Annotated in this window: 11 protein-coding genes; 7 read left to right on the top strand and 4 right to left on the bottom strand. The window is 73.0% G+C overall.

Annotated elements, in window-relative coordinates:
- Positions 1 to 182 precede the first annotated feature (182 nt).
- From infC to pheT, 7 genes are all read left to right on the top strand, one after another.
- Positions 183 to 833 carry a translation initiation factor IF-3 gene (infC, locus tag AB0399_RS19865; RefSeq protein ID WP_328473869.1) on the top strand — a complete coding sequence of 217 codons (651 nt, stop codon included), beginning with the start codon at positions 183 to 185 and terminating at the stop codon, positions 831 to 833.
- A 138-nt stretch (positions 834 to 971) separates the two neighbouring features.
- On the top strand, positions 972 to 1166 hold the full coding sequence (rpmI, locus tag AB0399_RS19870) for a 50S ribosomal protein L35 (protein WP_328461867.1): 195 nt from the start codon (positions 972 to 974) through the stop codon (positions 1164 to 1166).
- A 99-nt stretch (positions 1167 to 1265) separates the two neighbouring features.
- Entirely contained in the window at positions 1266 to 1649 is a 384-nt protein-coding gene (gene rplT, locus AB0399_RS19875) for a 50S ribosomal protein L20 (RefSeq protein ID WP_103886373.1), read from the top strand.
- Between the two features lie 192 nt (positions 1650 to 1841).
- Positions 1842 to 2699, top strand: a complete 858-nt coding sequence (locus AB0399_RS19880) for an RNA methyltransferase (protein ID WP_366412212.1) — start codon at positions 1842 to 1844, stop codon at positions 2697 to 2699.
- Positions 2700 to 2746: 47 nt separating this feature from the next.
- On the top strand, positions 2747 to 3931 hold the full coding sequence (locus AB0399_RS19885; RefSeq protein ID WP_366412213.1) for an ATP-binding protein: 1185 nt from the start codon (positions 2747 to 2749) through the stop codon (positions 3929 to 3931).
- A gap of 193 nt (positions 3932 to 4124) precedes the next feature.
- Positions 4125 to 5246, top strand: a complete 1122-nt coding sequence (gene pheS, locus AB0399_RS19890; RefSeq protein ID WP_329371345.1) for a phenylalanine--tRNA ligase subunit alpha — start codon at positions 4125 to 4127, stop codon at positions 5244 to 5246.
- Positions 5246 to 7756 (top strand): phenylalanine--tRNA ligase subunit beta, encoded by a 2511-nt coding sequence (pheT, locus tag AB0399_RS19895; protein ID WP_329371347.1) that lies wholly within the window; start codon positions 5246 to 5248, stop codon positions 7754 to 7756. The genes pheS and pheT overlap by 1 nt, the downstream gene beginning before the upstream one ends.
- Before the next feature lie 393 nt (positions 7757 to 8149).
- Here the strand turns inward: pheT and AB0399_RS19900 are convergent, their stop codons facing one another.
- Genes AB0399_RS19900 through AB0399_RS19915 form a run of 4 tightly spaced genes read right to left on the bottom strand, consistent with a single transcriptional unit; the run spans position 8150 to position 11995 of the window.
- Positions 8150 to 8806 (bottom strand): response regulator transcription factor, encoded by a 657-nt coding sequence (locus tag AB0399_RS19900; RefSeq protein WP_329371349.1) that lies wholly within the window; start codon positions 8804 to 8806, stop codon positions 8150 to 8152.
- Positions 8758 to 9843, bottom strand: coding sequence for a histidine kinase (locus AB0399_RS19905; protein ID WP_366412214.1), 1086 nt, complete (start codon positions 9841 to 9843; stop codon positions 8758 to 8760). Before AB0399_RS19905 ends, AB0399_RS19900 begins: the two co-directional genes overlap by 49 nt.
- The gene (locus tag AB0399_RS19910) at positions 9840 to 11198 is read right to left on the bottom strand and encodes an FtsX-like permease family protein (protein ID WP_366412215.1); all 1359 of its coding nucleotides are present in this window, start codon (positions 11196 to 11198) and stop codon (positions 9840 to 9842) included. The genes AB0399_RS19905 and AB0399_RS19910 overlap by 4 nt, the downstream gene beginning before the upstream one ends.
- Positions 11198 to 11995 carry an ABC transporter ATP-binding protein gene (locus tag AB0399_RS19915; protein WP_366412216.1) on the bottom strand — a complete coding sequence of 266 codons (798 nt, stop codon included), beginning with the start codon at positions 11993 to 11995 and terminating at the stop codon, positions 11198 to 11200. Before AB0399_RS19915 ends, AB0399_RS19910 begins: the two co-directional genes overlap by 1 nt.
- Between the last annotated feature and the right edge of the window lie 619 nt (positions 11996 to 12614).

A 12614-nucleotide genomic window follows, 5' to 3' on the forward strand; every position in this document is an offset into this window, starting at 1 on the left:
GGCTCCCGCCGTCCGATGCGCCCCGCGGAATAACGCGGCGGTGCTCCCGGTTGTGAGGAGCCCGCCTGTGTGCCGTACGGGGCGTTTTTGACGTTCGGGACCGACGCACAGGGTAGTAGCAGAAGACGACCCAAAGCGCGGCTGTCGGCCAGTCAGTCGCGTCGTGCAACCGAGGAGGCCCCATCAGCGCCGAGCCCCGCATCAACGACCGGATTCGCGTTCCCGAGGTGCGACTTGTCGGTCCCAGTGGCGAGCAGGTAGGCATCGTGCCGCTTGCCAAGGCACTGGAGCTTGCGCAGGAGTACGACCTCGACCTGGTCGAGGTCGCGGCGAACGCCCGTCCGCCCGTGTGCAAGCTCATGGACTACGGGAAGTTCAAGTACGAGTCGGCCATGAAGGCCCGTGAGGCGCGCAAGAACCAGGCGCACACGGTCATCAAGGAGATGAAGCTCCGGCCGAAGATCGACCCGCACGACTATGACACCAAGAAGGGTCACGTCGTCCGGTTCCTCAAGCAGGGCGACAAGGTCAAGATCACGATCATGTTCCGTGGCCGTGAGCAGTCCCGCCCGGAGCTGGGCTACCGCCTGCTCCAGCGGCTCGCGGAGGACGTCCAGGACCTCGGGTTCATCGAGTCGAACCCGAAGCAGGACGGCCGCAACATGATCATGGTCCTCGGTCCGCACAAGAAGAAGACCGAGGCCATGGCCGAGGCCCGCGAGGCCCAGGCAGCCCGCAAGGCGGAGCGCCAGGGCGACGCCGGCCACGACGGTGACGACGGCGAGATCGCCGAGGCGGAGGAGCAGGTCGAGGCTCCGGCCGACGCCGGCTGACACCGCGGCTCGAGTAGTACCCCGCAAGCACCGCCCGCAGGAAGCGGGCGGCTTCGGGTGGTAATAGCAGGACTGACGCTCCCCGTACGCCCTTGACCGGGCGCCCGGGAGGGCCAGCGACGAGGAGACCACGGCGCCATGCCGAAGAACAAGACCCACAGTGGTGCGAGCAAGCGCTTCAAGATCACCGGTTCCGGCAAGGTGGTCCGTGAGCGCGCCGGCGTTCGCCACTACCTGGAGCACAAGCCGTCCAGCAAGACGCGCGCCCTGAGCGGCACCGTCGAGGTGGCCCCGGCCGACGCCAAGAAGATCAAGAAGCTTCTCGGCAAGTGACCAGCGCGCCCCCGAGCGGGGCGCGCGGTCCGATCCGGGACCCCCATCGCTTTCGGACCGCGTGACCAGGTACCGCGGTCCCCTAGAAGGAGTTATCAAGTGGCACGCGTCAAGCGGGCAGTCAACGCCCAGAAGAAGCGCCGGGCGATTCTTGAGCAGGCCAGCGGCTACCGCGGTCAGCGTTCGCGCCTGTACCGCAAGGCCAAGGAGCAGGTCACCCACTCCCTGGTCTACAACTACAACGACCGCAAGAAGCGCAAGGGCGACTTCCGCCAGCTCTGGATTCAGCGGATCAACGCCGCGGCCCGTGCGAACGGCATCACCTACAACCGCTTCATCCAGGGTCTGAAGGCCGCCAACGTCGAGGTGGACCGCAAGATCCTCGCGGAGCTGGCCGTCACCGACGCGCCCGCGTTCGCCGCGCTCGTCGAGGTCGCCCAGAAGGCGCTGCCCTCCGACGTCAACGCGCCGAAGGCCGCGTGACGCTGCGCTGGGCTCAGCCGGTGTGACGGTGCTTGACGGGGTGCCCCGGTTCCTCTGGGGTGCCCCGTTCTGTCGGTTCAGGGACCACTCACCGGTCGGCACCCGGCAGCGAACACGGCCCTCCACGTCGCAGGGCCGAACCCCCGCACGACGACCGCACGACGACCGCACCACGAAGAGAAAGCCAAGCCCGTGACCAGCCCACCCGCGGATCTGACCTCGTTGCGCTCGGCGCGGGTGACCGCCGCGCGGAAGCTGGCCAAGCGGTCGTTCCGGGCGAAGGAGCGCCGGTTCCTGGCGGAGGGCCCGCAGGCGGTACGCGAAGCCGTCGCACACCAGGGTGGCCCGGAAGGGCGGACGCTCGTCGAGCTGTACGTCACGCCGGAGGCGGAGGAGCGGCACGCCGAACTGGTCGCGGCCGCCCGCGCGGCAGGCGCGTCCCTGCTGCGAGCCACACCGCAGGTGATCGCGGAGATGTCGGACACCGTCACCCCGCAAGGGCTGATCGGGGTCTGCCGGTTCCTGGACACGCCGTTCGAGCAGGTGCTGGCCGCGCGGCCGCGGCTGGTCGCGGTCCTGGCGCACGTCCGCGACCCCGGCAACGCCGGCACGGTGCTGCGCTGCGCCGACGCGGCCGGCGCGGACGCCGTGGTGCTCACCGACGCCTCCGTGGACCTGTACAACCCCAAGGCGGTACGCGCCTCCGCCGGCAGCCTCTTCCACCTGCCGGTCGCGGTGGGCGTGCCGGTGGAGACCGCCGTCGCTCGCCTGCGGGCCCAGGGCGTCCGGGTGCTGGCCGCCGACGGCGCGGGGGAGCACGACCTGGACGCGGAACTCGACGAGGGCCGGATGCTCGGCCCGACCGCCTGGGTGTTCGGCAACGAGGCGTGGGGACTTCCCGAGGAGACCAGGGCGCTCACCGACGCGGTGGTGCGGGTGCCGATCCACGGCCGGGCCGAGAGCCTGAACCTCGCGACGGCCGCCGCGGTGTGCCTGTACGCCTCCGCCCGGGCGCAGCGCTCGCCCGCGGGGTGCCGCAGCGTCACTTGAAGCTAGTAGGGTGGCCGCCCGGGGGCCCTGAGAGGGGGGTGGCGGGGTTGGACGTAATGCCGCAGAACGGCATGCGCGGTGTGCCGGCGGGATGGGCCGCCGCCGTACCCGCGCCCGGTCAGGAGCCGCCCGCGGTACCTGCGGCCGGATCGGCCACCGACCCGTACCAGCTGGGCATCGACCCCGACGACCTGCCCGACGGCCTGGTGGTCGCCGACGAACACGGCCGGGTGATCTGCTTCAACGCCGCGGCCGCCCGGATCACCGCGCTGCGCCCCGCCGACGCGCTCGGCCGCCCGATGGAGCAGGCGCTCCCGCTGGAGGACCTGGACGGGCGCCGCTGGTGGCAGCTCACCGACCCGTACGGGGGACTCGCCATCCGTGTCGCGCAGCCCGAGCGGAACCTGCTGCTGCCCGGCGGACGCGAGGTGCTGGTCTCGGCGCGGTACGTCCGGCAGCGGCCGCGCGGGCCGGTGCGGCGGCTGGTGGTCACGCTGCGCGGCACCGAGGCGCGGCGCCGTACCGAGCGCTCGCACGCCGAGCTGATCGCGACCGTCGCCCACGAACTGCGCTCCCCGCTCACCTCGGTCAAGGGCTTCACCGCCACGCTGCTGGCGAAGTGGGAGCGGTTCACCGAGGACCAGAAGAAGCTGATGCTGGAGACCGTGGACGCCGACGCCAACCGGGTCACCCGGTTGATCGCCGAACTCCTCGACATCTCCCGGATCGACTCCGGCCGGCTGGAGGTGCGCCGCCAGCCGGTGGACATCGCCGCGGCCGTCCGGCACCACGTCGAGGCGCACGTCGCGGCCGGGCAGAGCGCCGAGCGGTTCGCGGTGCGGGTGCCCGGGCCGCTGCCGGCGCTGTGGGCCGACCCGGACAAGATCGACCAGATCCTCGGCAACCTGCTGGAAAACGCGGTGCGGCACGGCGACGGGACTGTCACCATCGAGGTGACCCGCGCCGCCGGCATCGGCGGCGACGACCGTACGACGGAGGGCACGGCAGTCACCGTGAGCGACGAAGGGCCCGGCATCCCCGAGGAGTCGATGGGCCGCGTCTTCACCCGCTTCTGGCGGGGGAGCAAGCGCGGCGGCACCGGCCTGGGGCTGTACATCGTCAAGGGCATCGTCGAGGCGCACGGCGGCACCATCAGCGTCGGGCGCGCGCCCGGCGGCGGCGCCGAGTTCCGATTTATCCTGCCCGTCGGGGCCCCCGCGTACCTGTCCTAGCCGCACCGGTGAGTCCACCGGCCCGGGCGGACCGCGGAGCAGCCGTCCCGACGGGCGCCACCGCCGGTAGCCGAGCGGAACCGCCATGGCCGATAGACTCGGCCTTTGGCATGGGTCCGGTCGGGCAGATCCTCCCCCGGAGGCACCGCCTCGGGGTCACCGCCAAGAGCATCCGAATTCGGAACGGGAAGAGATGTCGGCACCGAACAAGTCGTACGACCCAGTCGAGGTCGAGGCGTTGCAGCCGGAGCAGATCGAGCGGATGCGCGACGACGCGCTCGCCGCGATCGCGGCCGCCGCCGATCTGGACGCGCTCACCCACGTCAAGACCGCGCACGCCGGCGGCGGTTCGCCGCTCGCGCTGGCCAACCGCGAGATCGGCGCGCTGCCTCCGCAGGCCAAGGCCGAGGCGGGCAAGCGGGTCGGCCAGGCCCGCGGCCAGGTGAACAAGGCGCTCGCCGCCCGTCAGACCGAGCTGGAAGCCGAGCGCGACGCGCGGGTGCTGGTCGAGGAGGCGGTCGATGTCACGCTGCCCTACGGCCGGGTCCCGGCGGGCGCCCGCCACCCGCTGACCACCCTGGGCGACCGCATCGAGGACATCTTCGTCGCCATGGGCTACGAGGTCGCCGAGGGCCCCGAGGTCGAGTCCGAATGGCTCAACTTCGACGCGCTGAACTTCCCGCCGGACCACCCGGCCCGCGACGCCCAGGACACCTTCTTCGTGGCCGGCCCCGACGGCGCCCAGCCGTCCGGGATGGTGCTGCGCACGCACACCTCGCCGGTGCAGATCCGCGCCCTGCTGGCGCGCGAGCTGCCCGTGTACGTGATCGCGCCCGGCCGGGTCTACCGCTCCGACGAGCTGGACGCCACCCACACCCCGGTGTTCGCCCAGGTCGAGCTGCTGGCCGTGGACGAGGGCCTGACCATGGCGGACCTCAAGGGCACGCTGGACCACATGGTGGTCGCGCTCTTCGGCGAGGGGATGACGACCCGGCTGCGGCCGAACTTCTTCCCGTTCACCGAGCCGTCCGCCGAGATGGACATGCTCTGCTACGTCTGCCGCGGCGCGTCCGTCGGCAACCCCGACCGCCCCTGCCGCACCTGCTCCTCCGAGGGCTGGATCGAGCTGGGCGGCTGCGGCATGGTCAACCCCAAGGTGCTCATCGCCTGCGGTGTCGACCCCCAGAAGTACAGCGGCTTCGCGTTCGGCTTCGGCATCGAGCGGATGATGATGTTCCGCCACAACGTCGAGGACATGCGAGACATCGTCGAGGGTGACGTGCGTTTCACCCTTCCGTTCGGGATGGAGATCTGATGCGGGTCCCGCTTTCTTGGCTGCGGGAGTACGTCGACCTGCCGGCCGGCACCACCGGCCGCGACGTCCAGGCCAAGCTCATTTCCGCCGGTCTTGAGGTCGAGACCGTCGAGCACGTGGGCGCCGGGCTGCAAGGGCCGCTGATCGTCGGCCAGGTGCTGACCATCGAGGAACTGGAGGGCTTCAAGAAGCCGATCCGGTTCTGCACCGTGGACGTCGGCAAGGCCAACGGGTCCGGCGAGCCGCAGGAGATCGTCTGCGGCGCGCGGAACTTCGCGGTCGGCGACAAGGTCGTGGTGATCCTGCCCGGCGGGGTGCTGCCCGGCGACTTCCGGATCTCCGCCCGCAAGACGTACGGCAAGACCTCGCACGGCATGATCTGCTCGGCCCGCGAGCTCGGCATGGGCGACGACCACGACGGCATCGTGGTCCTCCCGCCCGAGCACGAGGTCGGCACCGACGCGATCGGCCTGCTCGAACTCGTCGACGACGTCCTGGACATCGCGGTCACCCCCGACCGCGGCTACTGCCTGTCGCTGCGCGGCGTGGCCCGCGAGGCCGCGACCGCGTTCGGGCTGCCGCTGAGCGACCCCGCGCTGATCGACGTGCCCGGGCCCAAGGAGGGCGGCTACCCGGTGCAGGTCTCCGACCCGGCCGGCTGCGACCGCTTCACCGCCCGCACCGTCACCGGCGTCAACCACGAGGCCCGCTCGCCGATCTGGCTCCAGCGCCGGCTGCAGAAGGTCGGCATGCGGCCGATCTCGCTCGCCGTGGACATCACCAACTACGTGATGTTCGAGGTCGGGCAGCCGCTGCACGCCTACGACCGGACCCGGCTGACCGGCCCGATCGGGGTGCGCCGCGCCGAGGCCGGCGAGAAGCTGACCACCCTCGACGGCGTCGAGCGGGTGCTGGACGCCGAGGATCTGGTGATCACCGACGAGACCGGGCCGATCGGCCTGGCCGGCGTGATGGGTGGCGCGCACACCGAGATCGCCGACTCCGGGGTCGACTCCGGCACCAGCGAGATCGTCATCGAGGCCGCGCACTTCGACCCGGTGTCGATCGCCCGCACCGCCCGCCGGCACAAGCTGAGCTCCGAGGCGGCCCGCCGCTTCGAGCGCGGCACCGACCCGCAGGCCACCGCCGCCGCCGCGCAGCGCGCGGTGGACCTGCTGGTGCTGCTCGCCGGCGGCGCCGCGGAGCCCGGCGTCACCGACGTCGCGGTGCCCGCCGAGCCGCGCACCGTCGCGATGCCCGCCGACCACCCGGACCGGGTGGCCGGCACCGCGTACGGCCGCGAGACCGTGGTGCGCCGCCTCCAGCAGGTCGGCTGCCACGTCACCGGCTCGGACGACCTGGTCGTCAGCGTGCCGAGCTGGCGGCCCGACCTCGCCTTCCCCAACGACCTCGCGGAAGAGGTCATCCGGCTGGAGGGCTACGAGAACCTGCCCTCCACCCTGCCCAAGGTGCCCTCGCAGCGCGGCCTGACCGACTCCCAGCTGCTGCGCCGCCGGATCGGCCGCGCGCTGGCCGGCATCGGGTACGTGGAAGCGCCGACCTACCCCTTCCTCGGCGCCGAGGTCTTCGACGCGCTCGGCCTCGACGCGGACGACCCGCGCCGCCGCACCGTCCGCCTCGCCAACCCGCTGTACGACAACGAGCCGGCGCTGCGCACCACCCTGCTGCCCGGGCTGCTCGGGGCGCTGCGCCGCAACGACGGGCGCGGCACCCACGACCTCGCGCTCTTCGAGACCGGCCTGGTCTTCCACCCCAAGGACGGCGCCGGCAGCCCGCCGCGGCCGCCGGTCGACCGCCGGCCCACCGCGGAGGAGATCGCCGCGCTGGAGGCCGCGCTGCCGGACCAGCCGCGGCACGCCGCCGTCGTGCTGGCCGGGGCCCGCGAGCCCGCCGGCTGGTGGGGCCCGGGGCACCCGGCCGGCTGGGCCGACGCGATCGAGGCGGCCCGTACGGTCGCCCGCGAGGCCGGGGTCGAGCTGATCCTGCGTCAGGACCACCACGCGCCCTACCACCCCGGCCGGTGCGCCGCCTTCTACGCCGTCGCCCCCGACGGCACGGAGCTGCTCATCGGGCACGGCGGTGAACTCCACCCGCGCGTCACCAAGGCGCTCGGCGTGCCCGAGCGCACCTCGGCGATGGAGGTCGACCTCGACCTGATCGAGTTCGCCGGGGCCGGGAAACGCCCGGCGGGGCCGCGGGTGTCCACGTTCCCCGTCGCCACGCAGGACGTCGCGCTCGTCGTCGCGGCCGACGTGCCCGCCGCCGAGGTCGAGACGGCGCTGCGTGAAGGTGCCGGTGAACTCCTTGAGTCCCTGCGGCTCTTCGACGTCTTCACCGGGTCGCAGATCGGGGAGGGGCGCAAGTCCCTGGCGTATGCGCTGCGCTTCCGTGCGCACGATCGGACGCTCACCGCGGAGGAGGCGTCCGCCGCCCGCGATGCGGCGGTCGCCCGCGCGGCAGAGCGCACCGACGCGGTGCTGCGGAGCTAGCGGGACCCTCCCGGGTGCCCCCGTCCTGTGGGGTCCCGGGACCACCCGCCGGTGGGGGGCTTCGCGGCCCCCGCCGCGACGGTCCCGGTCTGATCCCGGCTTCCGCCGGTGGCGGGTTGCTCGCTCCGTCCTCCCCCCGAGTTTCGCCTGGGTGGTACCCCCACGCGCCCCTTCGGCTGTGCGCCGTTGGGGCGCGGTGCGTTCCCGGCTGCGGGTGGTGGTCTGCTGAGCGCGCAGTTCCCCGCGCCCCTTGGTAGGTGGCCCTCCTTTCGGGGAGGAGCCACGCAACTCCAGGGCGCGTGGGTGGGCTTCCGCTGGCTTCGCCGGGGGGAACGGAGCGAGCAACCCACTACTGGCGGGTGGCCCCGGGGCCGGAGCGGGGGAACCCGGGGGTCAGGGGCGCCCTGGGTCGCGGAGGTATTGGAGGACCGCCAGGACTCGGCGGTTGTCGTCGGGGGCTGTCGGCAGATCCAGCTTCGTGAAGATGTTGTTGATGTGCTTGCTGACGGCGTTCTCGGTGATGACGAGGGCGGAGCCGATCCCGGCGTTGGAACGGCCCTGCGCCATGAGGGAAAGCACCTCGCGTTCGCGGGGGGTGAGCCGGGTGAGGGGTTCGTGGCCGCCGAGGCGGGTGACCATCGCCGCCACCACCTTGGGGTCGAGCACCGTCGCTCCGCCGGCCACTTGCCGTACGGTCTCCACGAAGTCCGGGACGTTGCCCACCCGGTCCTTGAGGAGGTAGCCGATGGCGCCCTCGCCGGACCGCAGCAACTCGCGGGCGTAGAGCTGCTCGACGTACTGGCTCAGCACGACCACCGGCAGGCCGGGGCGCCGTTCACGCGCCTCCAGCGCCGCGACCAGCCCCTCGTTGGTGAAGCTCGGCGGCATCCGGACGTCGACGATCGCGACGTCGACCTTCTCGCGGGCCAGGACCTCCGCCAGTGCCTCGGGATCGCCTACGGCTCCGGCGATCTCGAAGCCGTGGGCGCCCAGCAGCCGGGTCAGGCCGTCCCGGAGGAGGGCGAGGTCTTCGGCGATGACAACGCGCAAGGTACCTCCATCGCCACCCGGGTCGGGCCACCGGGCGGGCTGTCCACTGTGACGGTGCCGTCGAAGACTTCCAGCCGGCGGGCCACCCCGCTCAGCCCCGTACCGGCGCCGGGTGCGGCGCCGCCGACCCCGTCGTCACCGACGACGACCGACAGGGTATCGGCGCGGTGGTCGAGGCGGACCCACGCGCCGGCGGCCCGGCTGTGCTTGACGACGTTGGCCAGGCATTCGGTGATCGCGAAGTAGACCGCCGACTCGACCGGCGCTTCGAGCCGCCCGGGTACGTCGGCGGTGACCTCCACCGGCAGTGCCAGGTCGAGCGCGACCGCCTCGACCGCGCCGACCAGGCCCCGGTCGGCGAGGACCGGGGGCTGGATGCCCTCCATGACGGTGCGCAACTCCTCCAGCGCGGTCAGGGTGGTGCCGCGCGCCTCGACGAGGAGTTCGGCCACGGCGTCCGGGTCGCGCGACAGCAACTCGCCGGCCAACCCCAGGTTCATCGCCAGCGACACCATCCGGGCCTGCGCCCCGTCGTGCAGGTCCCGCTCGATCCGCTTGAGTTCGGCCGCCTGCACGTCCAGCACGCCGCTGCGGGTACGGCGCAGCGCGGCGACCCGCTCGGTCAGTTCCCGCTCCCGCTCCCGGGCCAGCGGCAACCACCAGGCGTGCGCGAGCAGTGCCAGCGTCACCACCGGGATGGTGAACACGGGCCAGAAGAATCCGCGACCGGACAGCGCCCACACGGTGACGTCGAGCGCGATGTACACGGCGCTCAGCGCGGCCTGGACCGTGAACGCCCGGCTGCGGCCCGGCGGCCGGTCCAGCGCCCACCGCAGCGCGCACTGCGTCACGAGGTTCAGCCCCAGGCCGAACCACACCCAGCGCGGCCAGAAGTAGTGCGACGGGCCCGCCATCCACACGATGGTGGGGGCGAGTCCGAGGGGCACGGAGGCCGCCGCCTGCCACCACAGCAACGCACCCCAGCCGGGCCGGCGCCGCCGCTCGCCCGCCCGGAGCGCACCGGGGTCGGTGGTCACGACGCCACCGCTCCCCGCAGCACGGCGGTGGCCGGGACGCGGGTGGTACGGCGGGCGGAGCCCAGCCCGGCGGCGAGCGTCAGAACGGCGACACCGGCCACCACGGCGACGTAGATCCCCGGTGAGGTGTCGGGCACTGCCTTGTCGGTCACGGCCAGACTGTAGGGCACGATCGACAGCAGCGCGGCGAGCGAGCCGAACAGCACCCCGGTGACCAGCGTCAGCACGGTCTCCGCGCCGACCAGCCGGAGGATCTGCCGCGGTGTCGCGCCGGTCAGCCGCAGCTGTGCGAACTCCCGGTGCCGCGCGCTGGTATCGGCCACGATCAGGTTCACCAGCATCACGGCGGCGAACACCGCGAGCATGCCGACCACCACGTAGTTGAGGGTCGCGGTGCTCTTGTCGTCGGCGTTCATCACCGGGTGCGCGGAGTTCCAGATCGCCTGCATGTAGAGGGTGCCGACGGAGATCGCCGTGCACACCACGATCGGCATCATCGGGGTCGCCGCCCGCTGGAGCCGACGGCGCACCCCCAGCACGCCGAGCTGTCCGCCGGCGCCCAGGGTTTCCAGCAGCGGCCCGAGCACGGCGACCGCCGCGCGCAGGATCACCGGTGCCAGCAGTGCGAAGCCGATCGAGGAGAGGATCGCCCCCTCGCCCGCGACGGACTGGCTCTGGAGCTGCTTGCCGTCGACCACGGTCGCGGTCAGCACCGCGCAGTTCGCACCGGCCAGGACCAGCACCACTCCGGCGACCAGGCGGAATCGGCCGGTGCGCTGCCCGCCGCCGGCGGCGTCGAGCTGAGCGTCCCGCACCCGGCGGCGGGCCGTGCGGCGCGCGGTGATCCAGGCCGCGGCCAGTGCCGCCAGCAGGCAGCCGCCGGCACCGACCGCGAGCGCGGCCGTGCCGAAGCGGTAGCCGATGCCGTGGTGCACCTGGTCGGTGTCCTGGAGTATGCGCAGCAGTCCGTATCCGCCGCCGTAGCCGAACGGGATCGCGAGCAGCGCGCCGGCCGCGCCGACCAGTGCCACCTCGCCCACCACCAGCCGCACCGCCTGTCCGGGCGTGGCGCCCAGGCTGCGCAGCAGCGCCAGTTCGGCGGCGCGCTGCCGGGAGGCGACCGCCAGGGTGGTGCCGACGGCGGAGGCCACCACGATCGCGCCCCAGCCGCCGACCACCATCGCCATGATCGTCAGTGTGGTCCGGTCGGTGCCGTGCACGCCCGGGCCGCCCGCGGTGTCGAGCATCGAGGCGAACGCCATCAGGATCGCCGCGCCCAGGAAGACGGAGAGGAAGCCCGCCAGGAAGCCGCCGCGCCGGTGCCGGACGGAGGCACGCGCCAGTCCGGTCGCCATCACGCCACCGCCTTCGGGGCGAGGCCGGGCACGCGGGCCCCCGCGGCCGCGGAGTGGGGAGGGGCGCCGGTGGTCCGGGCGGCGGCGGCCGTCGCGGCCCGCGCGTCCAGGTGTGCCATCCGCCGGGCCACCTCGTCCGCGTCCGGGTTCGGCAGCTCGTCCACCAGCGCGCCGTCGGCGAGGAAGAGCACCCGGTCCGCGTACGACGCGGCGACCGGGTCGTGGGTGACCATGACCACGGTCTGCCCGAACTGCTGGACGCTCTCCCGCAGCAGCGCCAGCACCTGCCGCCCGCTCGCGGTGTCCAGGGCGCCGGTCGGCTCGTCGGCGAAGAGCACCGCCGGGCGGCTGACCAGGGCCCGGGCGATCGCGACGCGCTGCTGCTGGCCGCCGGACAGTTCGGCGGGCTGCCGATCGGCGAGGTCGGCGATGCTCAGCCGCGCGAGGACCGCCGCCACTTCGCCGCGGCGCGCCCGCCGACCCGCCAGCCGCTGCGGCAGCATCACGTTCTGCGCCACTGTCAGGTACGGGATCAGGTTGTAGTGCTGGAACACGAAGCCTATCCGGGACCTGCGGAACCTGGTCAGTTCCGCCTCGCCGCCGCCGGGCAGTTCGTCGCCGGCCACCAGGACCCGGCCCTCGGTCGGCCGGTCCAGGCCGGCCGCGCACTGGAGCAGGGTGCTCTTGCCGGAGCCCGAGGGGCCCATCACCGAGGTGAAGGTGCCGCTTGCCAGGGTGAGCGAGACGCCGTCCAGAGCGGTGACGGGGTGACCCGCGCCTTCGTAGACCTTCGTCACCGATGAGAGGCGCAGTGCCTCCCGGGTGGTTCCTCCTGTGCCCTGCGAGCTGGCTGTTTTCGACCCGACCCCGTTGCCGCGCATGGTTCCGACCTCTCCTCGCCATCCGTTTTCCCGTCGAGTTCGACGCTACGGATTGCGGGGGCCCGGCAACATGAAGTCAGCATCCCGCTTTCGTACTACAGCTAACCCCACCCCCCGGGTGCCCCCGTCCTGTCCGTCCCGGGGCCACCTGCCGGTGGGTGGTCGTTCGCGCAGTGCTCCCCCCAGAGCTTCGCCTGGGAGGTGCCCCCACGCGCCCCTGGGTCGGTGCGGCCATTCCGGGGCTGCCTGTGGTGGTTGCTCGTCGTTGTCGGGCGCGGAGCGGGGCGTGAGCGTGTGAGGGCGAGGGGTGGAGCCGGAGGGCACGGGGGTACGTAAGAGGGCGAAATGCGCGAAGGTGGTGAATGGCGGCTCACGGAGGAGTGGAAACGTGGCGGATGAGGGCGCTGGGCGTGGGGGCGGTCGCCCGGAGCAGCCGGAGCAGCCGGAGCAGCCGGAGCAGCCGGAGCGTCGGGGCGGCGGACGCGGCGCCGAGTCACCCGACGAGGTGGAGCGGATGGCGCGGATCGAGCGGATG

Origin of the sequence: Streptomyces sp. NPDC088194, from assembly GCF_040702025.1 — a bacterium.
GTDB lineage: Bacteria > Actinomycetota > Actinomycetes > Streptomycetales > Streptomycetaceae > Actinacidiphila.